Source organism: Micromonospora sp. NPDC049230, from assembly GCF_040647875.1.
Lineage (GTDB): Bacteria > Actinomycetota > Actinomycetes > Mycobacteriales > Micromonosporaceae > Micromonospora.
On sequence record NZ_JBEZCZ010000001.1, the window covers coordinates 214,181 to 238,151 of the forward strand.

At 73.9% G+C, this 23,971-nt stretch carries 21 protein-coding genes; 14 read left to right on the forward strand and 7 right to left on the reverse strand.

Going from position 1 to position 23,971, the window contains the following annotated elements:
- The first annotated feature begins 119 nt into the window (after positions 1-119).
- From AB0A95_RS01060 to npdG, 4 genes are all read left to right on the forward strand, one after another.
- Positions 120-323, forward strand: a complete 204-nt coding sequence (locus AB0A95_RS01060; RefSeq protein WP_357553546.1) for a hypothetical protein — start codon at positions 120-122, stop codon at positions 321-323.
- 82 nt (positions 324-405) lie between these two features.
- A complete protein-coding gene (locus tag AB0A95_RS01065; RefSeq protein WP_357553547.1) occupies positions 406-1,347 on the forward strand; it encodes a histone in 942 nt (313 codons plus the stop codon).
- A 167-nt stretch (positions 1,348-1,514) separates the two neighbouring features.
- A complete protein-coding gene (locus tag AB0A95_RS01070; RefSeq protein ID WP_357553548.1) occupies positions 1,515-2,945 on the forward strand; it encodes an RNB domain-containing ribonuclease in 1,431 nt (476 codons plus the stop codon).
- Between the two features lie 123 nt (positions 2,946-3,068).
- On the forward strand, positions 3,069-3,767 hold the full coding sequence (gene npdG / locus AB0A95_RS01075) for an NADPH-dependent F420 reductase (protein ID WP_007463329.1): 699 nt from the start codon (positions 3,069-3,071) through the stop codon (positions 3,765-3,767).
- A 97-nt stretch (positions 3,768-3,864) separates the two neighbouring features.
- On the opposite strand, the gene panB is transcribed toward npdG, so the two are convergent.
- On the reverse strand, positions 3,865-4,710 hold the full coding sequence (panB, locus tag AB0A95_RS01080; protein WP_357553549.1) for a 3-methyl-2-oxobutanoate hydroxymethyltransferase: 846 nt from the start codon (positions 4,708-4,710) through the stop codon (positions 3,865-3,867).
- 186 nt (positions 4,711-4,896) lie between these two features.
- On the reverse strand, positions 4,897-6,654 hold the full coding sequence (locus AB0A95_RS01085) for an NAD+ synthase (protein ID WP_357553550.1): 1,758 nt from the start codon (positions 6,652-6,654) through the stop codon (positions 4,897-4,899).
- A 287-nt stretch (positions 6,655-6,941) separates the two neighbouring features.
- Between AB0A95_RS01085 and glnA the strand changes: the two genes are divergently transcribed.
- The 4 genes from glnA (at position 6,942) to AB0A95_RS01105 (ending at position 10,287) form a co-directional block, all read left to right on the forward strand.
- Positions 6,942-8,291 (forward strand): type I glutamate--ammonia ligase, encoded by a 1,350-nt coding sequence (gene glnA, locus AB0A95_RS01090; RefSeq protein ID WP_357553551.1) that lies wholly within the window; start codon positions 6,942-6,944, stop codon positions 8,289-8,291.
- A gap of 186 nt (positions 8,292-8,477) precedes the next feature.
- A complete protein-coding gene (locus AB0A95_RS01095; protein ID WP_357070446.1) occupies positions 8,478-8,903 on the forward strand; it encodes a DUF350 domain-containing protein in 426 nt (141 codons plus the stop codon).
- A 117-nt stretch (positions 8,904-9,020) separates the two neighbouring features.
- Positions 9,021-9,713, forward strand: coding sequence for a WYL domain-containing protein (locus tag AB0A95_RS01100; protein ID WP_357553552.1), 693 nt, complete (start codon positions 9,021-9,023; stop codon positions 9,711-9,713).
- Between the two features lie 202 nt (positions 9,714-9,915).
- Entirely contained in the window at positions 9,916-10,287 is a 372-nt protein-coding gene (locus AB0A95_RS01105; RefSeq protein WP_357553553.1) for a VOC family protein, read from the forward strand.
- 274 nt (positions 10,288-10,561) lie between these two features.
- Here the strand turns inward: AB0A95_RS01105 and AB0A95_RS01110 are convergent, their stop codons facing one another.
- Complete coding sequence (locus tag AB0A95_RS01110) at positions 10,562-11,110, reverse strand: hypothetical protein (protein WP_357553664.1); 549 nt, start codon at positions 11,108-11,110, stop codon at positions 10,562-10,564.
- A 186-nt stretch (positions 11,111-11,296) separates the two neighbouring features.
- On the opposite strand from AB0A95_RS01110, the gene AB0A95_RS01115 reads away from it, so the two are divergent.
- The gene (locus AB0A95_RS01115; RefSeq protein ID WP_357553554.1) at positions 11,297-12,178 is read left to right on the forward strand and encodes a virginiamycin B lyase; all 882 of its coding nucleotides are present in this window, start codon (positions 11,297-11,299) and stop codon (positions 12,176-12,178) included.
- A gap of 111 nt (positions 12,179-12,289) precedes the next feature.
- Here the strand turns inward: AB0A95_RS01115 and AB0A95_RS01120 are convergent, their stop codons facing one another.
- Positions 12,290-13,225 carry an LD-carboxypeptidase gene (locus AB0A95_RS01120; protein WP_357553555.1) on the reverse strand — a complete coding sequence of 312 codons (936 nt, stop codon included), beginning with the start codon at positions 13,223-13,225 and terminating at the stop codon, positions 12,290-12,292.
- 269 nt (positions 13,226-13,494) lie between these two features.
- Between AB0A95_RS01120 and AB0A95_RS01125 the strand changes: the two genes are divergently transcribed.
- Both AB0A95_RS01125 and AB0A95_RS01130 read left to right on the forward strand, forming a co-directional pair.
- On the forward strand, positions 13,495-14,262 hold the full coding sequence (locus AB0A95_RS01125) for a type 1 glutamine amidotransferase (RefSeq protein ID WP_357553556.1): 768 nt from the start codon (positions 13,495-13,497) through the stop codon (positions 14,260-14,262).
- Positions 14,262-17,396: a bifunctional [glutamine synthetase] adenylyltransferase/[glutamine synthetase]-adenylyl-L-tyrosine phosphorylase gene (locus tag AB0A95_RS01130; RefSeq protein ID WP_357553557.1), complete on the forward strand. Its 3,135-nt coding sequence runs from the start codon at positions 14,262-14,264 to the stop codon at positions 17,394-17,396. The genes AB0A95_RS01125 and AB0A95_RS01130 overlap by 1 nt, the downstream gene beginning before the upstream one ends.
- Positions 17,397-17,404: 8 nt before the next feature.
- Here the strand turns inward: AB0A95_RS01130 and AB0A95_RS01135 are convergent, their stop codons facing one another.
- Positions 17,405-19,024 carry a hypothetical protein gene (locus tag AB0A95_RS01135; protein ID WP_357553558.1) on the reverse strand — a complete coding sequence of 540 codons (1,620 nt, stop codon included), beginning with the start codon at positions 19,022-19,024 and terminating at the stop codon, positions 17,405-17,407.
- A gap of 44 nt (positions 19,025-19,068) precedes the next feature.
- On the opposite strand from AB0A95_RS01135, the gene mptB (AB0A95_RS01140) reads away from it, so the two are divergent.
- Together mptB (AB0A95_RS01140) and mptB (AB0A95_RS01145) are read left to right on the forward strand one after the other, a co-directional pair.
- Complete coding sequence (mptB, locus tag AB0A95_RS01140; protein ID WP_357553559.1) at positions 19,069-20,469, forward strand: polyprenol phosphomannose-dependent alpha 1,6 mannosyltransferase MptB; 1,401 nt, start codon at positions 19,069-19,071, stop codon at positions 20,467-20,469.
- A 47-nt stretch (positions 20,470-20,516) separates the two neighbouring features.
- A complete protein-coding gene (gene mptB, locus AB0A95_RS01145; protein ID WP_357553665.1) occupies positions 20,517-21,971 on the forward strand; it encodes a polyprenol phosphomannose-dependent alpha 1,6 mannosyltransferase MptB in 1,455 nt (484 codons plus the stop codon).
- A 50-nt stretch (positions 21,972-22,021) separates the two neighbouring features.
- Here the strand turns inward: mptB (AB0A95_RS01145) and AB0A95_RS01150 are convergent, their stop codons facing one another.
- Both AB0A95_RS01150 and AB0A95_RS01155 read right to left on the reverse strand, forming a co-directional pair.
- Positions 22,022-22,990, reverse strand: coding sequence for a hypothetical protein (locus tag AB0A95_RS01150; RefSeq protein ID WP_357553560.1), 969 nt, complete (start codon positions 22,988-22,990; stop codon positions 22,022-22,024).
- Positions 22,987-23,352, reverse strand: coding sequence for a helix-turn-helix transcriptional regulator (locus AB0A95_RS01155; RefSeq protein WP_357553561.1), 366 nt, complete (start codon positions 23,350-23,352; stop codon positions 22,987-22,989). Before AB0A95_RS01155 ends, AB0A95_RS01150 begins: the two co-directional genes overlap by 4 nt.
- 173 nt (positions 23,353-23,525) lie before the next feature.
- Between AB0A95_RS01155 and AB0A95_RS01160 the strand changes: the two genes are divergently transcribed.
- Positions 23,526-23,948, forward strand: coding sequence for a hypothetical protein (locus tag AB0A95_RS01160; protein ID WP_357553562.1), 423 nt, complete (start codon positions 23,526-23,528; stop codon positions 23,946-23,948).
- Positions 23,949-23,971: the final 23 nt, after the last annotated feature.

Genomic DNA, 23,971 nt, shown 5'->3' on the forward strand with positions numbered 1-23,971 from the left:
CGATCGACCTATTTCGGGTGTTCTGCCCCGCCCGGGCCGATGCATATCTACTGTGGAGAGGGTCGGCGACTTGCGCGATCCGGTGGCGGCCGGTCGGTTCCCGGTGCACAGTGATTCCCATGAGCGACAGCGGACGTGGTGGGCATTTCTACTGGTGCACCCGGCACCACCGGGTCGAGACGGACGCCGACGTGTGTCCGGCGAAGCATGTTCTCGGCCCGTACAACTCGGCGGCCGACGCGGAGAACGCCCTGCAACGAGTGCAGGAGCGCAACGAGGCGTGGGACGCCGAGGACGCTCGTTGGGCCGGGGAGGACAAGTAGACGGCGCGGGACGGCCCGTGCCGAGGTATTTCGTGCTCCGCGAGGACGCACGCGAGAGCACGCCCCCGAGGAGGGAACCACGATGGCCGAAGCACAGCAGGCCACCACCCGTCCGACCGTCCGACGCACCACCGCGAAGAAGACCGCCGCGGCCGAACGGAACACGGCGGCGAGCCGGACCACCCCCGTGCGCAGGTCCACCGCCGGGGCCGCCGCGGCGAAGGCGCCGGCCCGGAAGGCCGCCGGCGGTGCGGGGCGCGCCCCGGCGAAGAAGACCACCACGGCGGCGAAGAAGGCCCCGGCGAAGAAGGCCCCGACCAAGACCGTCGCGAGCAGGACCACCGCCGCGACCAAGACCACCGCCGCCGCCAAGGCCGGCGCGACGAAGAGGGCCGCGACCACGACCAGCGTGGCGGCTCGGAAGGCCCCGGCGAAGACCTCGACCGCCACCCGCAAGACGACGACCGCCGCGAAGCGTGCCCCCGCGTCCACGGCACGCAAGAGCACCACCGCCGCGACCAGAGCGACGGGCACGGCGAAGAAGACCACGAGCGCCGCGAAGAAGACCACGGCGTCGGCCGCGAAGAAGACGACGAGCGCCGCGAAGAAGACCACGGCGTCGGCGGCGAAGAGGACCACCGCCGCGGCGAAGGCACCGGCTCGCAAGGCCGCGACCAAGGCGTCCCCGGTGCGGAAGACGGCCGCCAAGAAGGCCCCGGCGAAGAAGGCCCCGGCGAAGAAGGCCCCGGCCAAGAAGACCACGGCGAAGAAGGCCGCTTCCACCCGCCCGAGCGGTGGCGTCCGCAAGGCCGCCGCGAAGAAGGCGCCGGCCGCGAAGGCGACGGGCACGTCGTCGAGCACCGCCCGCAAGGCGGCGGCGAAGAAGGCCCCGGCGAAGAAGACCACAGCGGCCAAGGTGCCGGCCCGCAAGGTGACGGCCCGCAAGTCGCCGGCCCGCCCGGTGGCCGCCCGAGCCACCGCCCCCCGGAGTACGCGCAGCACCGCCCGGAAGGCGACCGGCTGAGCACAGGTGCGTCTCGGCTCGGCTTGTCCCGTGGACCCGCCGCGACGCCGCTGCTGAGGTGGCGGGTGCGCACGCCGCTCCGAGCGGGGCGGTCGGTGCCGCGGCTCGGCGGAGATCTCGGCCGGTCACCGGAAGCGGATCACCGTCGGCGCTGTCAGGATTGGCCCGTGGTCATTCGACGCGTACTCGCGCCCCGCATCGACTTCGGCGCGCTGCGCCGCGAGTTTGGTCTGCCCGAGGGCTTCCCGGCGGCCGCCCAACGGGAGGCCGACGCGGCAGCCGCCGCGCCGCCGCGGCCCTCCGTCGACCGCACCGACGTGCCGTTCGTCACGCTCGACCCGGCCAGCTCGCGTGACCTGGACCAGGCGATGCACCTCGCCCGCCGTCCGGGCGGCGGCTACCGGGTGCGGTACGCGATCGCGGACGTCGCCGCGCACGTCGAGCCGGGTGGCGCGCTGGAGGAGGAGACCTGGCGGCGCGGGCAGACGGTCTACCTGCCCGACGGTCACGTGCCGCTGCACCCGCTGACGCTCAGCGAGGGCGCGGCCAGCCTCCTGCCGGACGACGACCGGGCCGCCGTGGTGTGGACCATCGACCTGGACGCCGACGGCGGCACGGTAGCCGTCGAGCTGGAACGCGCACTGGTGCGCAGCCGCGCCAAACTCGACTACGCCGGGGTGCAGGCGGCGGCCGACGCCGGGCGACTGCCCGAGCCGATCGCGCTGCTGCCCGAGATCGGCGAGCGGCTGACCGCCCGGGGGCTGCGCCGCGGGGCCATCAACCTGCCGCTGCCCGAGCAGGACGTGGAGCCCGACGGCGACGGCTGGCGGCTGGTGCTGCGCGGGCCGGTGCCGATGGAGGAGCACAACGCGCAGATCTCCCTGTTGACCGGCATGGCCGCCGCCGACATCATGCTGGCCGGTGGGATCGGCCTGCTGCGGACGATGCCCGCCCCGAAACCGGAGGCGGTGCGGCGGCTGCGGGCGGCCGCCGCACCGCTCGGCGTGCACTGGCCGGACGGCGCGGGCCCCGGCGAGGTGATCGCCAGCCTGGACGCCGCGCAGCCGCGCTCCGCGGCCTTCATCGACCAGGCGGCCGAGCTGATGCGCGGCGCCGCGTACACCGCCTTCGACGGCACGCGGCCGGAGCAGCCGGAGCACGGCGGTGTGGCCGCCGCGTACGCCCACGTCACGGCACCGTTGCGACGCCTGGCCGACCGGTACGCCACAGAGGTCTGCCTGGCCCTGCACACGGGCCGGGACGTGCCCGACTGGGCACGCGCGGCGCTGCCCCGGCTGCCCGAGGTGATGGCCAGCACCGACCGGATCGCCTCGGCGGCTGCCCGGGGCGCGGTGGAGTTGGCCGAGGCGGTGCTGCTGGCCGACCGGGTGGGGGAGACCTTCGACGCGGCCGTGCTCGACGTCGACGCCCCACCCAACGGCAAGTCCCGGCCCCGCCCGCCCGGCGGCACCGTCGCCCTGGACACCCCACCGGTCCGTGCCCGCTGCCACGGCGACCTGCCGCTCGGCGAGCGGGTCCGGGTCCGCCTGGTCACCGCCGACCCGGCAGCCCGCACCGTGCTGTTCGAGCTGGCCTGAGCCGACTCGCGGCGGTCCCGCCCGTCTCCGGGATGGCGTCGCGGGCGGCGGGCCCGCCGGCAGCGGGGATTGTCACAGCGACTGCCGCTGCTGACCGGCCGGACGGTTTGCGAGGATGAGCCCATGGCATACGACGCGAGCACGCTGCCCGACGTGTCCGGGCTGACGGTCGGCATCATCGGTGGCACCGGCGATCAGGGACGTGGCCTCGCCTACCGGCTCGCCCGAGCCGGGCAGACGGTGCTGATCGGTTCCCGGTCCGCGGAGCGGGCCGCCGAGTCCGCCGCCGAGATCGCCGCGCTGCCCCGGATGCCGGCCGACGTGCGCATCACCGGCGCGGCCAACGACGAGGTGGCCCGCCGCAGCGACGTGGTGATCATCGCGGTGCCGTGGGACGGGCACGCCGCGACAGTCGCCGCACTCGCCGAGCCGCTCGCCGGGACGATCGTGGTCGACTGTGTCAACCCGTTGGGCTTCGACAAGCAGGGCCCGTACGCGCTCACCGTCGCCGAGGGCAGCGCCGTGCAGCAGGCTGCCGCGCTGCTGCCCGACTCCCGCGTCTGCGCGGCGTTCAACCACGTCAGCGCCCCGCTGCTGGCCGACCCCGAGGTCGACCGGATCGACCTCGACGTGCTGATCTGCACCGAGGACCGCGAACTCGTCGACATCGTCGGGGCGCTCGCGGCCCGGATCCCCGGAATGCGCGGCATCTACGCCGGCCGGTTGCGCAACGCCCACCAGATCGAGGCGTTCACCGCGAATCTGATCGCCATCAACAAGCGCTACAAGGCGCACGCCGGCATCCGCGTCACGGACCTCTGAGTCCTCTCGGGCGGCGTGATCCACTCCGGTTTCCTGAAAACGCGGTGTCCCGAGGTCAGGGACACCGCGTTTTCGGCAAAGCCGAGTCGATCAGGCCCTAGAAGGTGTGCTCGGCGGTCGGGAACTCGCCGCCACGGACCTCGTCGGCGAAGCGGCGGGTGGCGTCGGTGAGGGCGCCGGCCAGGTCCGCGTACCGCTTGACGAAACGTGGCGCCCTACCGGTGCGCAGGCCGGCCATGTCCTGCCAGACCAGCACCTGGGCGTCGGTGTCCGGGCCGGCGCCGATGCCGACGGTGGGGATCGCCAGGTCATGGGTGATCCGTTTGGCCACCTCACCGGGCACCATCTCCAGCACCACCGCGAACGCGCCCGCCTCCGCCACCGCCCGGGCGTCGGCGAGCACCTCGTCGGCGGTGTCGCCCCGGCCCTGCACGCGGTAGCCACCGAGGGTGTGCTCACTCTGCGGGGTGAAGCCGATGTGTGCCATCACCGGAATGCCGGCACCGACGATCGCGGCGATCTGCGCGGCGCAGCGACGGCCACCCTCCAGCTTCACCGCGTGGCAGCCACCCTCCTTCATGAACCGGACGGCGGTGCGCAGCGCCTGCGCCGGGCCCTCCTCGTAGGAGCCGAACGGCAGGTCACCGACGACGAGCGCCTGCCGGGTCGAGCGGACCACGGCCCGGACCAGCGGAAGCAGGTCGTCGGCGGTGACCGGCAGGGTCGTCTCGTAGCCGAAGACGTTGTTCGCGGCCGAGTCGCCGACCAGCAGCACCGGGACGCCGGCCTGGTCGAAGATCCCCGCGGTGTACTGGTCGTACGAGGTCAGCATCGGCCACCGTTCGCCGCGCTCCTTGGCGGCGATCAGATCGCGGGTGCGGACCCGACGGGTGACCGGCCCGCCGTACAGGGCGGTCACCTCGCTCGGAGTGGACTCCACCATCTCTGTCTCCCTTCCTCGAGGCCGCCTGCGCGGTCCCCGGGTTCCGTCGCGATCGTCGCACCGCGAGACGGGGTGACGGCAGGGCCCAGTGCGAGATATCACTGGACCGCGCGAGGTCCGCGCCGCGCGGCCCGCGCGAGGCGACGCCGGGCCGCGCCACCGACCCGGCACCCCCAGGTGTACGCCTCAGCCGTGCTCGCGCCACCGGTTGGTGATCGGCAGGCGGCGATCCCGGCCGAACGCCTTCATGGAGATCTTCGTGCCCGGGGCCGACTGGCGTCGCTTGTACTCGGCGGTATCCACCAGCCGCAGCACCTTGTCCACCACCGCCGGGTCGTGGCCCGACTCGACAAGCCCGTCACGGCCGAGGTCACCGTCGACGTACCCGATCAGGATCGGGTCCAGCACGTCGTAGTCGGGCAGGGTGTCGCTGTCGAGCTGGCCCGGGCTCAGCTCGGCGCTCGGCGGCTTGCCGATCGAGTTCTCCGGAATCGGGGCGGTCTCACCGCGCCGCTCCGCGTCCCGGTTGCGCCACTTGGCGAGCCGCCAGATCAGCGTCTTCCAGACGTCCTTGACCGGGTTGAAACCGCCCACCGAGTCCCCGTACAGCGTGGAGTAGCCCACCGCCAGCTCACTCTTGTTGCCGGTGGTCAGCACCAGGTGGCCCTCCTGGTTCGACAGGGCCATCAGGATCACGCCCCGGACCCGGGCCTGGAGGTTCTCCACGGCCACCCCGGACAGCGACAGGTTGGCCAGGAAACCGTCCACCATCGGCTGGATCGGCTCGACGCGGTAGTCCAGGCCGGTGCGCTTGGCCAGGTCGGCGGCGTCCTCCCGGGAGTGCTCCGAGGAGTGCTGACTGGGCAGCGACACGCCGACCACCCGGTCCGGCCCGAGGGCGTCGACGGCCAACGCCGCCACCACCGCCGAGTCGATGCCGCCGGAGAGCCCGAGCACCACCGACGGGAACCGGTTCTTGTTGACGTAGTCGCGCAGGCCCAGCACCAGTGCCTGCCACACCTCGGCCTCGTCGGCCACCGGCTCGATCAGACCGCCGGTGGCGGCCGGGCCGGTCGGCGCGGCCGGAATGCCGTCGAGTGCGCTGTGCAGGATGCGCATGCCGTCCGCGACCGTCTCCGTGGTCGTCGCGGCGGTGGCGGCCGGCAGTTCGACGTCGTGTACGAGCAGGTGCTCGACGAACTGCGGGGCCCTGGTGAGCAGCTCACCGTCGGCGGTGACGATCATCGAGTCGCCCTCGAAGACCAGCTCGTCCTGCCCGCCGGTCATGTTGACGTACGCGATGGTGGCGCCCGCCTCGGCGGCCCGGCGGCGCACCAGCGGCAGCCGGATGTCGTCCTTGTTCAGCTCGTACGGCGAGCCGTTGATGTTGACCACCAGGCCGACGCCGGCCTGCCGGGCCGCGGCGAACGGACCGCCGGCCTGCCACAGGTCCTCGCAGATGGTCAACGCGACGTCCACGCCGCCGATCCGCACCACTGTCAGCGTGTCGCCGGAGACGAAGTAGCGGTCCTCGTCGAAGACCCCGTAGTTGGGCAGGTGGTGCTTGAAGTAGCGGGCGGCCACGGTGCCCCGGTGCAACAGCGCGGCGGCGTTGCGGGCCCCCCGGCCCGGCTCGGCGTCACCGCTGACCTGCGGCGGCCCGTCGGCGTCCAGGTAGCCGACCACGACCGGCAACTCCCCGAGGCCGTCGGCGGCCAGGTCCGCGGCGAGCCGCTCGACGGCGGCCTGGGACGCGGCGACGAAGGAACGCCGGAAGACCAGATCCTCGACCGGGTAGCCGGTCAGCATCATCTCCGGGAAGAGCACCAACTGGGCACCGGCATCGGCGGCCTGGCGAGTCCAGCTGCGGACCAGGGCCGCGTTGCCGGCGAGGTCGCCGACGCTCGGGTTGACCTGGGACAGGGCGAGACGCAGGGTGGGCATGCCTTCATCTTGCCCCAGGCTCCGGGCGACAATCCGTACCCTCGGACGAGATTGCCGCCACCTGCCGCGACGGGCGTCCGCGAGGCCGCGACGGCAGGGGCCCGGCCGTCCGGACGGCGGACGCGGGGCGGCACCGCCGGGGCGCACACGCTCGCCGGGCGGGACACGAGGGGACGGCCGGCGGCAGTTCGCGTAACGTCTGCGTAACCAGGCCCGGTAAGACTGGGCGATCAGGCCGGGGCAGCCCGGCCAAGGCGGACAAAAGAGTGTCGCGAGGGGTTGGGGAAGTGGACCGTCAGCAGGAGTTCGTCCTCCGCACGCTGGAAGAGCGGGACATCCGGTTCGTTCGGCTGTGGTTCACGGACGTGCTGGGCACGCTCAAGAGCGTCTCGGTGGCGCCGGCCGAGTTGGAGGCGGCCTTCGAGGAGGGCATCGGCTTCGACGGCTCGGCGATCGAGGGCTTCGCCCGGGTCTTCGAATCGGACATGGTGGCCATGCCCGACCCGACCACCTTCCAGGTGTTCCCCTTCGAGGGCGGGGTCAGCGGCGAGAGCGCCCGGATGTTCTGCGACATCCTGCTGCCCGACGGCGGCCCCTCCTGGGCCGACCCCCGGCACGTGCTGCGCCGCGCGCTGTCCAAGGCCGCCGAGAAGGGCTTCACCTTCTACACCCACCCGGAGATCGAGTTCTTCCTGCTGGAGAACGGCCCCCAGGACGGCTCGGTGCCCACCCCGGTCGACACCGGCGGCTACTTCGAGCACACCACCCACGCCGTGGCGCGCGACTTCCGCCGCCAGGGCGTGCTGGCGCTGGAACGCATCGGCATCTCCGTGGAGTTCAGCCACCACGAGGTCGCACCCGGCCAGCAGGAGATCGACCTGCGCTACGCCGACGCGCTCACCACCGCCGACAACATCATGACCTTCCGGCACGTGGTCAAGGAGGTGGCGCTCTCCACGGGTGTGCAGGCCAGCTTCATGCCGAAGCCGTTCACCGACCAGCCGGGCAGCGGGATGCACACCCACCTGTCGCTGTTCGAGGGGGAGCGCAACGCGTTCCACGACAGCGGCGACCCGATGAAGCTCTCCAAGGTCGCGAAGTCGTTCATCGCCGGCCTCCTGGTGCACGCCCGGGAATACACGGCGGTCACCAACCAGTGGGTCAACTCGTACAAGCGGCTGTTCCCGCAGGCCCTGCCGGACCGGATCACCGAGAGCCCGGCGTACGTCTGCTGGGGTCACCTCAACCGCTCCGCGCTGGTCCGGGTTCCCGCGTACGGCAAGCCCAACTCGGCCCGCGTCGAGGTCCGCTCACCCGATTCGGCGGCCAACCCCTACCTGGCCTTCGCGGTGCTGCTCGGCGCCGGCCTGAAGGGCATCGAGGAGGGCTACGAGCTGCCGCCGGGCGCCGAGGACGACGTCTGGTCGCTGACCAGCGCCGAGCGGCGTGCCATGGGCTACGAGGCGCTGCCGGAGAACCTCGCCGAGGCGATCGACGTGATGGCCGAGTCCGAGCTGGTCGCCGAGGTGCTCGGCGAACACGTCTTCGACTTCTTCCTGCGCAACAAGCGGGCCGAGTGGGAGCAGTACCGCCGCGAGGTCACCCCGTACGAGCGGCAGCGCTACCTGGCGCTCTAGGGCGCGTGTCAAAGCCCCTGCCAGGCCTGCGGCAGGCGCGGCCGGACCGCCGTCTGGACTCCGCCTCGGCTCGGCCGAGGACTTCGACACGCGGCCCAGTCGCGGGGCTGACGCGGTTGCGCACTGCCGCTATCGTCTCGATCACCGCGCCGGTACCCCTCCGGGCGGAGAGTCGGGAGGCAGTCGGTGCTGGAGGATCTGCTCAGCGGTGCCTGGCAGAGCGTCGTGTTCGGGATCGTCGGCGTGGGGCTGATGGCGGCCGGCTTCGGCCTGGTCGACCTGCTCACCCCCGGGCGGTTGCGGGACCTGATCTGGGTCGACCGCAACGCCAACGCGGGGCTGCTGCTGGCCGCCAACCAGCTCGGCATCGCCGGGATCGTCTTCACCGCGATCCTGACCAGCTACAGCGACTTCGGCAGGGGGCTCGCCTCCACTGTGCTGTTCGGGCTGGTCGGGCTGGCCATCATGGCGCTGGCCTTCGTGGTGCTGGACCTGCTCACCCCGGGCAAGCTCGGCGAGGTCATCTGCTCGCCCGAGCCGCACCCGGCGGCCCGGGTCAGCGCCGCCACCCACTTCGGCGCCGCGCTGATCGTCTGCGCCTGCATCGCCTGAGGCGGCTGTCCGCAAGCCCGTGCTGGTGGGTCGGCGTCGGCGTCGGCGTGCCGTCTCGGCGTCGCTGTGCGGGCGGGTCGCCGCGGGGCGTCGTACCCGGGCCGTAGCGTGCGGGGCATGAACCGTACGGACCGGCTCTACGCGTTGGTCGAGGAGCTGCGGGCGGTGTCACCACGGCCACGCAGCGCCCGCTGGCTGGCGGTCCGTTTCGAGGTGAGCAGCCGGACCATCGAGCGGGACATCGGCGCACTCCAGGAGGCCGGGGTGCCGATCTGGGCCGAGCCGGGGCGCACCGGTGGTTACGTCCTGGACCGCAGCCGCACCCTGCCGCCGGTCAACCTGACCGCCGCCGAGGCGGTGGCGATGGCCGTCGCGCTGCACCGCCTCGACGGCACGCCGTTCGCCGCCCCGGGGGCCACCGCGCTGCGCAAACTGGTGGCGGTGTTGCCGGCCGCCGACGCCGCCGAAGCGCACCGCCTCGCCGGCCGGGTGCACCTGGTCGGTGACGGGCCGGCCACGCCCGTCCCGGCCATCGTCGCCGACGCGGTCGCCGCGCGGCGGGTGCTGCGCATCCGGTACGCCGACCGCGCCGGCACGGCCTCGGCGCGCGACGTCGAGCCGCTGGGCTACCTCGGCAACCCCCGACACTGGTATCTGCTGGCCTGGTGCCGGCTGCGCGACGAACTGCGCTGCTTTCGCACCGACCGGATCCGCAGCGTCCAGGCGCTGCCCGACGTGGTGGTCCGGGAGCTTCGCCCGACGGATCTGGACATCCCCCGGGAGCGGGTCCGATCGCTGAGCCTGGTCTGAGACGGGTCGACTGAGCGGCCCCGGTGGGGCGTGCCGGGCAACCGGCTGCGCGTGTCGGGGCATCGGTGGGTGCGCCGGGCATGTGCCGGGCCCCAAAATCTGTCGGGTGATCCGGAAACACCGACAGGACGGTGTCGCGGACGACCTTGAGACTGCTCCAGAAGACGGCCGAACGACGGCTCGAAAACCCTGGAGGCAGCAGATGTCCGCGACACCCATCACCTGGTTCGAGATCGGCACCGATCGGCCGGAGGAGGCGGAACGCTTCTACGGCGAACTGTTCGGCTGGTCCTTCGAGGAGCAGGGCTCGGCCGACGGCGGGTCCTACCGGGTGACCGGCGCCGGTGGCGACACCGGGATCGGCGGGGCGATCCGGGCCACCGACGGGACGTCGCCGAACTACGCGGTGTTCTACGCCGAGGTCGCCGACGTGGCGGAGACCTGCCGGCGGGCCGAGGAGTCCGGCGGCCGGGTGCTGGTGCCGGCGCGAACGGCCCCGAGCGGGCTCACGTTGGCCCACCTGCTCGACCCGGCCGGCAACCACCTGGGGGTCTTCACGCCCCCGCCAGCCTGAAGCCCGCCAGCCTGAAGCCCGCCAGCCTGAAGCCCGCCAGCCTGAAGCCCGCCAGCCTGAAGCCCGCCTGCCTGGGGCCCGCTGCCGGACGCCTGCGGGGTCTACCGCCCAGAGTGCGGCCGGCCGGGTGGGTCTGGTTGGTGTGCGTCGGGCGTTGATCGACTCGGTTTCATGGAATCGGGGGTGTTGGGCTGGTGTGGACACCGCGGGTTCATGAATGTCGAGTGGATCAAGCCGGGGCAGGCCCGGTCCGGCCAGGGCCTGCCCCGGAGGGTCACTTGCCGGGCGTACCCGCTGGGCCGCCGTCGTTGCCCGGTCCGCCGTGACCGCCCGGCCCCCGGTGGGCGCCCGGGCCGGGGAGGACGCCGGCCTCGATGGCCTTGGTGACGGCGTCGGCCTGCTCCCGGGTGAGCTTGCCGTCCTTGACCGCCTGGTCCAGGCGTGCCTTCAGCGCGGCCTGCCGTTCCCTGAGCGCGGCCTGCCGGTCCTCGGCGGACGGGCGCTGCGGCCGACCGGCCGGCCGGTGCTGCTCGCGGACCTTCTCCAGCGCGGCGGTCACCCTGTCGGTGGGCACGCCCAGCTCCTTGGCGAGCGCTTCGGCGAACTCGTTCTGCCGGTCGGCCTTCGCACCCGGAGCGGCATTGGCCTCCGTGCCGGGAGCGGCGTCGGCCTTCGCGCCGGGAGCCGGGGCGGTGCTGGCGCTCGGTGTCGGAGTCGGGGTGTCCGCGGCGAACGCGATCGTCGGGGCGGCGATCCCCACGCCGAGGACGCCGGCGGTGGCCAGACCGGCCAGCAGGTGCTTCCTACGGATGGTGCGGGACATGCTGTCCTCCAGGAGGTCGGTGACGTGCGCTGTCAGCACCGACAGTGACCAGGCTGGCTGGGCGTAACCCGTGGCGAACCTGTCAGCGGGCTGACAATCCTGGCCGGTCGGCGGCCAAATCGATTGCGCCAGCCCGTGATGAACCGTCAGGATTGGCGACTCACCGACGAAAGGACGCAGGTCGCGATGACTGTCGAGATTCGGGAGATACCACTCGTCGAGCCGGGCGTCGGCCCGTACGGCATCACGGCTGGCCCCGACGGCGCGTTGTGGCTGACGCTGGTCCACGCCGGCGCGATCGCCCGCCTGGGGGCCGACGGAACGGTCCGGACGTACCCGCTGGATCCGCCTGGCGGCCGCCCACTGATCATCACAGCGGGGCCGGACGACGCCCTGTGGTTCACCCGCTCGGGGGACGACCGGATCGGTCGGATCAGCACCGACGGCGAGCAGCGCACGATCGCCCTGCCGAGCGGCACCGGGCCGGGCGGTATCGCCGCCGGAGGAGATGGCGCGCTCTGGTACGCCGGGATGAGCTCCGACACGATCGGCCGGGTGGACGTCGACGGCACGGTCACGGTGTTCCCGTTGCCGGTGACCGGCGGGTTCGCCTCGATGATCACCGCCGGGGCGGACCAGGCTCTCTGGTTCACCCTCAACCAGGCGAACGCGATCGGCCGGATCGACCTCGACGGCACTGTGACACTGCATCAGTTGCCCACCGCGGACGCCGGCCCGGTCGGCATCACGCTTGGCAGCGATGGTGCGATCTGGTTCGTGGAGATCACCGCCGGTCAGCTCGGCCGGATCGCCCCCGACGGCGAGATCGCCGAGTTCCCGCTGCCCGATCGTGCGGCCCGTCCCCACGCGATCGTGGCCGATCCGGCCGGTGGGGCCTGGTTCACCGAGTGGGGAGCCAACCGGGTCGGTCACCTTGATCCCACCGGCCGGATCGACAGCTACGCCCTACCCACGCCCAACGCCGAACCACACGGCATCACCCGCACCGCCAACGGCATCTGGGCCGCCCTGGAGACCGGCGCAGTAGCCCACCTCCCCCTCCCCTAACCCCACCCCACCCCGCCTGACCCGGCGGTGATCATGACGTTATTGCCGCGACACGCCGTGGCGACCGACTACAACCTCATGATCACCGGGGGAGGGGGACGGGGGCGGGGGTTACTGGACTGCGGGGGCTGCGGTCAGGGTGTTGGTGTTGGTGTCGAGGGTGGCCTGGGTGCCGAACGGGACCGTCAGCTGGCCGTGGCCGTGGCCGATCGGCAGGCCGCCGAGCACTGGTACGCCCAGGTCGCCGAGGCGTTCGGTGAGCACGTCGACGATCGTGGTGTCCCAACCGTCGCCACAGTCGGTGAACTGCCCGACCGCCACCCCGGCCAGCCCGTCCAGCACGCCGGCCCGGCGCAGTTGGGTGAGCATCCGGTCGACCTTGTACGGGGGCTCCTGCACGTCCTCGATCAACAGCACCGCACCGGTCAGGTCGGGCAGGTCCGGGGTGCCGATCGACGCGGCGATCAGGCACAGGTTGCCGCCGAGCAGGGTGCCGGTGGCGCGACCGGGAACGCGTACGCCGAAGGTGTCCTCGGTGGGCAGCGCGCTGATCGACACCGGCTCGGTCGTCATCAGCGCCGCGTGCAGGGACTCGGCGGAGCGCAGCGGGGTCCGCTCGTCGCGCCAGGCCGCCCCCGGGCCGTGCACCCCGGCCAGCCGGGCACCCCGCCACAGCGCGAACTGCAACGCGGTGATGTCCGAGAAACCGGCCACCACCTTCGGGTCACGGCGTACGGCGGCCATGTCGATGGCGTCCACGATCCGCTGGACGCCGTAGCCGCCCCGGGTGCAGATCACCCCGCGTACCTGCGGGTCGGCGAACGCGGCGTTCAGGTCGGCGGCACGCAGGTCGTCGGTGCCGGCGAGGTAGCCGTGGCGGGCGTACGCGTGCGGTGCCGGGACCGGCCGCAGCCCCCAACCGAGGAGCAGCTCCATCCCCCGAGCCACCCGCTCCGGCGAGGTCGGCCCGGACGGTGACACCAGCAGCACCGTGTCACCCGGTCGCAGCACGGGCGGGCGGACGGCGGCGGGGTCCTCGTTGATCACAACCGCAGAGCCTAACGCCTGTTTCATTAGGGCGGTCGAGCCGAGGCGGAGTCCGGGCGGCGATCCGGCAAGGCGGGGTTTCGTTCGGATACCGGTGTGGTATCTGGACGAAACCGTAACGCCGCCGGTCGTCGTCCGGGCCCGCCGCAGGTCGGCCAGTTCTTAGGAAACAGGCGTCAGCGACCCCGCCGGATCCAGGATCGACGGCCGGCGCGCGCATCCCGGTGGCGGGGCATGGCGGCACACGGCGCACCGGCTAGCCTCGACGGGTGGCAACCGCGCTGGTGATCGAGAACGACCCGACGGACGACGCGCGCCGGCTGGGTGAGTGGCTGACCGAGGCTGGGCTGGAGCTGCGGGTGGTCCGCCCGCACGCCGGCGAAGAACTCCCCGCCGACCTGGAGGGGTACGCCGCGCTTGTGGTGCTCGGCGGCGACCAACAGGCGTACCCGCTGCCGGACGGCTCGCCCGGCGCTTCATGGTTTCCGGCGGTGGAGGGCCTGCTCCGCAAGGCCGTCCGCTACCGGGTGCCCACCCTGGCGGTCTGCCTGGGCGCGCAACTGCTCGCCACCGCGCATGCCGGCCTGGTCGAGCGGAGCCCGTCCGGGCCGGAGATCGGCCCCGGCGTGGTCGGCCGGCGCGACGCCGCCGAGCACGACCCGTTGTTCCGGTACGTGCCGTTGATCCCGGACGTGCTCCAGTGGCACGCCGACGAGATCACCGAGCTGCCCCGGGGCGCCACCCTGCTGGCCGCGTCCACCCGCTACCCGCACCAGGCGTTCCGGCTCGGTGACCGGGCGTGGGGGTTGCAGTTCCACATCGAGTGCGACGCCGCGATGATCGCCGACTGGGCGACCGACTCGACCCAACTCGCCGAGCTGGGCTACGACCCGGAGCTGGTGGTGGCGGCCTGCGCTTCGGTGCTCGCCGACGTCGAGGAGGTCTGGCAGCCGTTCGCCGCCCGGTTCGCCGCGCTGGCCCTCGGCGAGTTGGACGACAGCACGACGCGGCGCGGCCTGCCGCTGCTCGGGCACTGATGAGCCGGCCGACCAGGGCACCGGGCCGGCTCGCCCGTTACGGCTTCGGCACCGCAGAGGGCGACGGTGGCGCGCGCGCCGCGGACCTGCTCGGCCCGGACGGGCTGCGGCTGTGGCTGCCGGAGGAGCAGGAGCCGGCCGACGAGGCCGCCGCGGAGCTGCTCGCCGCACTGTCCCGGGCCGCCGACCCGGACCTGGCGCTGCGGCAACTACACCGCATCATGGAGGCCGAACGGCGCACGAGCGCCGGCGGCGCCGGGGACCGCCTGAGCGGCGGCGGGGGCGGCGGCAACGCCGGGGGCCGCACGAGCGCCGGCAACGCCGGGGGCAGCCTGAGCGGCGGGAACACCGAGGGCGGCGGCCGCAGCGCCGCATCGTCGCTGCTCGCGGAGCTGCACGCCGATCCCGGCCTGCGGCGGCGGCTGATCGCGGTGCTCGGCGCGTCGGCGGCCCTCGGTGATCACCTGGTGGCCAACCCCGAGCACTGCCTGGCGCTGCGCACCGCCGCGGACGGGCTCGCCCCGATCGCCGAGGGCCGGCTGGAGCTGACAGCCGGCGGCAACCCGGTGGCGGCGCTGCGGACCGCGTACCGGCTGGCACTGTTGCGGATCGCGGCGGCCGACCTGACCGGCGGGCGTGGCCTGGAGCAGACAATGGCCGCGCTGTCCGCGCTTGCCGACGCGACACTGGCCGCCGCGTACGAGATCGCCGTCACGGAGCTGGCGGAGGGCACCGAGCGGCCCCGGCTCGCGGTCGTGGCGATGGGCAAGTGCGGCGGCGGCGAGCTGAACTACGTCTCCGACGTGGACGTCATCTTCGTGGCGGCCGAGGACGCCGACCTGCCGGCCGCGACCCTGGTGGCGACCCGGCTGATCCACATCTGCGGGCTCGTCGCCTGGCCGGTGGACGCCGCGCTGCGCCCCGAGGGCAACCGGGGCCCGCTGGTGCGAACCCTCGCCAGCCACCTGGCCTACTACCGCCGGTGGGCGCGCACCTGGGAGTTCCAGGCGCTGCTCAAGGCCCGCCCGGCCGCCGGTGACGTGCCGGTGGCCCAGGAGTGGATCGACAGGCTCGCGCCGCTGGTGTGGCGGGCGGCCGAACGGCCCGAGGCGGTCGAGGACGTCCGCGCCATGCGCCGGCGGATCATCGACCACATCCCGCCGAAGGAGCTGGAACGCGAGATCAAGCGCGGCCCCGGCGGGCTGCGCGACATCGAGTTCGCCGTCCAGTTGCTGCAACTCGTGCACGGCCGCGTCGACGAGACGCTGCGGGTGCCCGGCACCATCCCGGCGCTGCGCGCGCTCGTCGCCGGCGGCTACGTCGGTCGGGCCGACGGCGAGGCGCTGCTGCGCGGCTACCGCTTCCTGCGCACCGTCGAGCACCGGCTCCAACTCCAGGGTCTGCGTCGTACGCACACAGTGCCCAGCGAACCGGGCGCGTTGCGCTGGCTCGCCGCCGCGCTGGGTTTCACGGCCACGCCGGGGCACAGCGCCGTGGAGAGCTTCCGGGCCGAGTGGGTCACCCACGCCACCGAGGTACGCCGACTGCACGCCAAACTGCTCTACCGGCCGTTGCTGGAGTCGGTGGCCCGGGTGCCGGCCGACGGGTTGCGACTCACTCCGGAGGCGGCCAGTCACCGGCTGGAGATCCTCGGCTTCGCCGACCCGGCCGGGGCGCTGCGCCACCTCCAGGCGCTCACCGGCGGGGTGAGTCGTACGGCGGCCATCCAGCGGACGCTGCTGCCGGTGCTGCTCAGCGAGTTCGCCGACGCGCCGGAGCCGGACCGGGGGCTGCTCAACTACCGCAAGGTCTCCGACAAACTGGGCAGCACGCCCTGGTATCTGCGGCTGCTGCGTGACGGCGGCCCGGTGGCCCGGCGGTTGGCCCGGGTCCTCGCCCTGTCCCGATACGTGGCCGACCTGCTCGCCCGGGACCCGGAGGCGCTGCGGCTGCTGGCCGAGGAGAACGAGCTGGCCCCGCGCCCGCCCGAGGTGCTCCGGGAGGGGTTCCTGGCGGCGGCGGCCCGACACACCGACCCGGTCGAGGCCACCCGCGCGGTGCGGGCGCTGCGACGTCGGGAACTGGTCCGGGTGGCCTGCGCGGACGTGCTCAGCCGGGCCGGCGCGCTGGCACCCACCCCGAGTCGGCCGGACGGCGCGAACCGGCCCGCCGGCGGGGTTGTCGACATCACCGAGATCGGCACGGCGCTCGCCGACGTCACCGACGCCACGCTGGCCGCCGCGCTGCGCGCCGCCCGGGCGAGTCAGCCGGCCCCGGAGGGTCTGCGGTTCGCGGTGATCGGCGTGGGACGGCTCGGCGGGTACGAGTCGAACTACCTCTCCGACGCCGACGTGCTCTTCGTCTACGACCCGCCCGCCGGTGCCAGCGAGAGCGACGCCAGCGCGGCGGCACACGCGATCGCCGAGGAGTTGCGCCGGCTGCTCGGCGTACCCGCCCCCGATCCGCCGCTCGGCGTGGACGCCGACCTGCGCCCGGAGGGTAGGCAGGGTCCGCTGGTGCGCAGTCTCGCCGCGTACGCGCAGTACTACGCCCGCTGGTCGCGGGTGTGGGAGGCGCAGGCGTTGCTGCGTGCCCGGTTCGTCTGCGGCGACGCCGACCTGGGCGCCGAGTTCGCGACGATGATCGACCCGGTGCGGTACCCGGCCGAGGGGCTGACCCGTGAGCAGGTCGTCGAGATCCGCCGGATCAAGGCCCGGGTGGAGACCGAGCGGCTGCCCCGCAGTGCCGACCCGGCCACCCACACCAAGCTGGGTCGGGGCGGGCTCGCCGACGTGGAGTGGGCGGTGCAGCTCGTCCAGCTCCGGCACGCGGGCAGGGTCCCGGAGCTGCGCGGCACGCGTACCCTCGATGCCCTCGCGGCGGCCGAGCGGGCCGGCCTGATCGACCCGGCGGACGCCGCGGAGATGGCCGCCGGCTGGTCCCTGGCCGCACAGGTCCGCAACGCGTTGATGCTGGTCCGGGGCCGGGCCGGCGACCAGTTGCCCCGGCACGGGGTGGAGCTGGCCGGCGTGGTGCGGCTGCTCGGGCGCGACGACCCGGGGGAGTTCCTCGACGAGTACCTGCGCACCGGCCGCCGCTCCCGCGCCGCCGCCCAGCGGGTGCTGGAGGGGTAGCGGGCGCGTCAGCTCCCGAGGGTGTATTCGCCGGGGCGCGGCACTGTCACGGTGGTCCAGGCCCCGTCGGCGGTGACAGTGGCGCCGTCGGACGCGACAAGCCACCGGCTGTGCCGGACCCGGACCGCCACCGGACCGGCGGTCGGGGCGCGGAAGGTCACCGCCGCGCCGTCGGCGCGGATCAGCTCGGCGGGTGTGGCGACCAGCGGCGTCGGGTCGACCACCGCCCAGACCCGCCAGTGCGGCCCGGACCAGACCGGTGTCAGGTACGGCAACCCGCCCTGGACCAGCTCCGCCTCGGCCCGCCCCACCCAGGACAGCGGGGCGTCCGGCAGCGCCACGAACTGCACGGCGTTCTCCGCCAGCCAGGCCCGGTAGCTGGTCGGGGTCAGCGGTACGCCGGTGCCGGCCGCGCCGGGCACCGTGGTGAAGAACAGCGGGTTGCGGTCGATGTCGGCCTGCCGCAGCCAACCCCGCGCCAGCGGCACCTCACCGAGGCGGGCCGCCTCCCAGTAGTTGCGGGTCGGCGGCACCTCGACCCGGCCGGTGAGCCGCTGCCCGGCCAGGAACGCGCGCAGCGGCGCGTGGTAGCCCGGCGCACTTGTCGGGTCGCCGATGCCGCGTAGGTCGGCGGGGACCACCGGCGGCTGCCACACGCAGACCGCCACCAGCAGCGCGGTCAGACCCACACCGCCGGCCAGCCGGGCGCGGGCGGGTCGTGGCGATCGGCGGGCCAGCCGCTCGGAGAGCCAGGCGCGGCGGGCCAGCCGCTCGGAGAGCCAGGCGGGCGGGCCGGCCGCGGCGGCCAACAGCGGCAGCGCGAACATCGTCACCAGCCGGGTCGCGTTCAACCCCACCGGCGTGTGCACCGCGGCGGCGGCGAGCACCCCGGCGGCGGAGAGCAGCGCGCCGAACCGCACCGGCCGGCACGTCACCAGCGCCGCCACCAGCAGGCTGGTCAGCACCGCGCGCAACGTGTCGGTGCGGCTGATGTTCATCCAGCCGCCGTCGCCGAACAGCAGCGCCGTCGCGGCCAGCGGCACCGCCGCCGCGACACCGAGCGCCAGGCCGTCGGCGTACCGGCGGGTGAGCAGCAGCGCGACGCCCACCAGGCCGACGAACAGGCCGGCCACCGGGCTGGTCGCCGAGGCCAGCAGCGCGGCGAGCGCGGCGAGCGCGAGCCGCCCTCGCCCTCCTCGGGGTACGCCTCGACGCAGGGCGAGCAGCGCGGCCAGCCCGAACGCCACCCCCAGGGCGTACGTGACCCGGCCGGAGACCAGGTTGCCGACCAGTGTCACCACCCCGACCAGGCTGCCCAGCAGCGGTCGGGGCACCTCGGCGCGAACCAGCAGCGCGGCCAGCGCGGCGGCCGACGCCACGAGAGCCAGCGCGCCGGTCACCCGCACGCCGAGCAGTGCCATCAGGGGCTGGGAGAGCAGGCTGTAGCCGAACTGCTGCACCCCCGCGTACCACCGCAGGTCGACCGGGGTGGGCCCGTGGGCCGCGAAGAAGTCCGCCCGGGCCACCTGCGCGGACAGGTCCGACCCCATCAGCGGCAGGGCCAGCCAGAGCGCGCCGAGCACGACGGCGGAACCGGTGGCCACCGCCACCACCCGACTGCGCCGCATGCCCACCTCCGTACCGCGACCACCGTACTGGCAGCATGTCCGGCGTGCCTCACCACCTCGCGCGTTGGATCGGCCTGGCGGGATCGGCGTTGCTCGCCGTCGCCGCGTTCCTCGGCGGCGCCCTGCCCGGCTCCCCGCTGCGTTCCAGCCCGGTCAGCATCTGGCAGGGCCCGAACGGTCCGCTGGTCCTCGCCGCCTGGCTGGTCGGCACCGCGTTGCTGGCCTACGCCTGGTGGGCGCTGCGGGACTCGGTGCCATCGACCCGGTGGGCGTTGACCACCGTCGGGCTCTGGCTGCTGCCGATGCTCATCGCACCGCCGCTGGCCAGCCGGGACGTGTACGCGTACGCCTGCCAGGGCGCCAGCTACGCCGCCGGGATCAACCCGTACGAGCAGGGCGTCTCCGCGCTGCCCTGCCCCTGGCTGGACACCATCTCGTACATCTGGCGGGACACGCCCGCGCCGTACGGGCCGCTGTTCGTGCTGCTCTCCGGTGCGGTGGTCAAGGCCACCGGCTCGCTGACCGGCGCGATCGTGGTGTTCCGGCTGATCGCGGTGGCCGGCGTGGCGTTGACCGCGGTCAGCCTGCCGGTGCTGGCACGCCGCGCGGGCGTACCCGCCGATCGGGCGATCTGGCTCGCGCTGGCCTGCCCGCTTGTCGCCGTGCACCTGGTGGGCGGCGCGCACAACGACGCGCTGATGGTCGGCCTGCTGGTCGCCGGGCTGGCGGTGATCGCCTCCCGGCCGGGCCGCCCCGGCCCGCTGCTCGCCGGTGGCGCGCTGCTCGGACTGGCCGCCGCGATCAAGGTGACCGCGGCCGTCGTGGTGCCGTTCGCGGCGTTGGCCGCGATCGTCGGCGGGTACTCGATCCGGGCTCTGCTGCGGCACGGCGGGTGGGTGGTCGGCGGCGCTGTCGCCGCCGTGGTCGGGGTGACAGTCGCGGCGGGGCTGGACTTCGGCTGGGTCAGTGGGCTGGCCAGCGGCGGTGACGCGATCGCCTGGACGTCGCCGTCCACAGCGATCGGCCAGACCGTCGGCTACCTGGCGGTGCCGTTCGGCGGGCACATCGACGCGCTGCCGGTCACCCGGGGGATCGGTGTGGCGGTGCTGGCGCTGCTGCTGGTCTGGCTCTGGTGGCGGGCCCGCACCCGGGAGCCGCTGTGGCACGCCGCTGTGGCGTTGGCCGCCACTGTCGCGCTCGCGCCGATCTTCCACCCCTGGTACTGGATCTGGCCGTTGGCCGTGCTCGCGGCCACCGCCCGGCGGACCGGATGGTTCGTCGTCGTCGCACTCGTCGCGTCGTTCCTGGTGTTGCCCGATGGCACCGGCCTGCCCCGGTTCACCAAGACGGTCGGGGCGCCGCTGATGACGCTGTTGGTGATCGCCCTGGTCGTCTGGTTGGTACGGTCGGCTCGGGTGGCCCGTCAGCCGGTCGCCGCCGATTGAGGGAAGGTGCGCCGGTGACCGCTCCCGGCCCGCCGCGTCCCGGGCGGTTGGCTTCCGGTCCGCCGCCTGTCGATGGGCGGGGGGCAAGCCTGGCCCGATACGCGGGGCTGGTCGGCGCGGTCCTGCTCGCCGTCGCCGGGTACCTCGGTGGGGCACTGCCCCACGCACCGCTCGGCGCGACACCGGAGTCGATCTGGCGAGCCCCGGGCGGCCCGGCGACGCTGGCCTGCTGGCTGGTCGGCACCGGGCTGCTGGTCGGGGCGTGGTGGTCGCTGCGCGGGGCGGTGCCGTCGACCCGGTGGGCGTACGGCACCGCCGGGCTGTGGGCGCTGCCGCTGCTTGTCGCGCCGCCGCTGGGCAGCCGGGACGTCTACTCGTACGCCTGCCAGGGCTGGACGTACGCGCACGGCGTCGACCCGTACGCCGTTCCGGTGGCGGCGGCCGGCTGCCCGTGGGCGGACGCGGTGGCACCGATCTGGCGGGACACCCCGGCACCGTACGGGCCGGTGTTCGTGCTGCTCGCGGCGCTCGCGGTAGTGCTCGGCGGCGGCCTCACCGGCACCATCGTGGCGCTTCGGGTCATCGCCGTGGCGGGGTTGCTGCTGGGCGCGCTCTGCCTGCCCGGACTGGCACGGGCGGCCGGGGTGCCCACCCGGCGGGCGGTCTGGCTGGCGCTGGCCGGCCCGCTGGTCGGGGTGCACCTGGTGGCCGGGGCGCACAACGACGCGGTGATGCTGGGCCTGCTGCTGTCCGGGCTCCTGATCGCGGTCCGCCGACCGGGTCGGCCGTCGGCGCTGCTGGTCGCCGGGGTGCTGCTCGGACTGGCGGTGACGGTGAAGGCCAGCGCGGTGGTGGTGACGCCGTTCGCCGCGCTGGCCGCGGTGCGGGGTCGCCACACCGTACGGTCGTTGCTGCGCGACGGCGGCTGGCTGACCGGGGGGGTGCTCGGCGCGCTGCTGGTCAGCTCGGCGGCGTCCGGGCTCGGGTTCGGCTGGGTGGGCGGGTTGACCCACAGCGGGGACTCGGAGCAGTGGACGTCGCCGCCCACCGCCGTCGGCCTGGTCGTGGACTATGCCGGCGCGCTGGCCGGGCGGGGCCCGCAGGCGGTGCCGGTGCTCCGGGCGGTGGCCCTGCTGTTGCTCGCGGTCGTGCTGGTGGTGCTGTGGTGGAGGGCCTGGCGGGCCCTGCGGGCCCCGGATGATCCGGCCCTGGCCCACTCCTGGGTCACGCTGCACGGCGCCGGCCTGGCCTTGGCCGCCACTGTGGTCCTGTCCCCGGTCTTCCACCCCTGGTACGCGACCTGGCCGCTGGTGCTGCTGGCGCTCACCGCCCGGCGGACGACGTGGTTCGTGGTGCCGGCCGCGGCGGCGGCGTTCCTCGCCCTGCCCGACGGCACCAACCTGGCCCGCTTCACGAAAGCTCCGGGTGCCCTGGCGATGACCGCCCTGCTCCTGGCGGCCATCCTCCTGCCCACCCAACGCCGGCGACCCCGACCGCGCTGATCATGAGGTGGCGGCGTCGTCGATCTTCGAAAGCGCCGCCAACCTCATGATCACTGGGGGAGAGGGTCGGGGTTGGGGGTGGAGCGGGAGCGGACGGCGAGCGCCAGCGGCAGCAGGGCGGGGCCGACGAGTGTGACCACGGCAGTGGTCGCGGCGAGCGCCATCCAGCTCGGCACGAACTCGGCGGGCATGCTGTCGAACGCTCCCGCCAGAGGGCGCAGAGCCAGCAGGCCCACCGGGGTGAGCAGGATCAGCAGGGCCCAGCCGCCCCGCAGGTCGCCGCGCAGCGCCAGCCCCGCGCCGAGCAGCACCACCACGGCGAGCACCGCCACGGCGGCGGTCGGCAGCACCGGCACCACCGTCCAGGTGTGGTAGCTCGACGAGAACACGTTCGGAGACAACAGAAACGCCCCCAGGACGCCGGCGCCGCCGGCGGCGACAAGCGGGGCCGCCCGCAGCGACGCCGGCAGCCCGTCGGCCGCGCCGAGCGCGACCAGGCCCAACCCGAGCTGGGGCAGCAGCACGAACAGCGGCGGGCGCGGCAGACCGGTGAGCGCGGCGACCGGGACGAGCACGGCCGTGAGGAGCACCGCGAGGGCGACGGCGCGTCGGGCCCACCGGCCGGGTGCCAGGGCATGCGCCAGCGCGGCGAGCCCCCAGGCGGTCCACGCCACGATGCCGAGCGAGATGAACGGCCCGAGCCTCGGCTCGCCGAAGCCGGCGGTCGGTGCGGGGCGTAGTTCCAGCACCATCCAGACCCCGGCCAGTGCGGTGGCGGTGAGCAGGGCCAGAGCGGCCGCGAGGCGTACACCCGGCAGGAGGCCGGCCGCGCCGGTGGCGCGCACCCGCTGGCGCAGGCCGCCGCGCAGGACGTCCGCGGCGTCCGCGGGCGAGGGCCAGCGCCGACCCGGGTCAGCCAGATCGAGGTACGTCCCGACGATCTCGGCGCCACGGGAGCGCCGGTAGTCGACGGGGTAGGCGCGCAGCAGCCGCAGGTAGCGACGCTCAAGCTCGGTCATGCCAGCCCTCCGGCCACGCGCGGGGTGATCGGTCGGGCGGCGCGAGCCCGCTCGGCGAGCCGGGTGGTGGCGGCCTCGACGTTGCGACGGAGCCGCTCGGTCTCGGCGGTCAGGGTGGCGTCGCCGGTGGGGGAGAGTCGGTAGTAGCGGCGCAGCCGACCATCCACCACCTCCTCCCGGTCGACCTCGACGAGGCCGGCGTCGACAAGCCGGTCCAGTGCCCCGTAGAGCGTCCCGGGGCGCAGCGACACGCGGTTGTCGGAGAGGGCGGCGACCTCGCCGATCAGCCCGTAGCCGTGCATCGGCTCGGCGGCGAGCGCGGTGAGGATCAGGAAGGTGGGCTCACGCAGCGGTGTATCCATGGCCGCAATATATCGGACGCGAAGGTATGGTGGGGGGCGGGAACCGGCCGGGCTGGCCTGCCGGTGACGAGGCGACTGCGTTTGACACGGCGGTCCCAGTTGATGTTTGACATGATCGCGCTGAAGTCGGGCCTGCTGGGCTCTGAACCACGTCAAGCTGAACGGATCGCAAGATGATCTCCTACGGCGTGAGCATCGTCCGTGCTTGTAGTGATTGCGGATCTGAGATGACGTGTGACCTGGCGCAGCGCATCGTCAACGACCGGCTGCACTGGACCGCTTGGTGTCATTGTCCCCACTGCGGCTCGGCCGAAGAGACGTTCGGCTGGGATGACACGCCCGCCGAGATCCGCGACGCCTTGGTCGCTGGCTGCGGCTTGGCCCGCCTCACCGTCGAGGGCACCACGGGACCCGGCCGCGTGGCGTTGTTGAAGGTCTTCCGTGATGCCGGAGCCTCGTTGCCGGAGGCGCAGACGGCGGCTCAGCGTGCGGTCACCACCGGCATCGAGGGAACCCGGGTGGAGCTTGAGCTGCTGACGCAGCGGCTCGAACGGAGCACCATCACCGCGATCGTCACCGGTGGCGATCGCTGTTGAGCTGCGAGCCTCAGGCGAGGCCG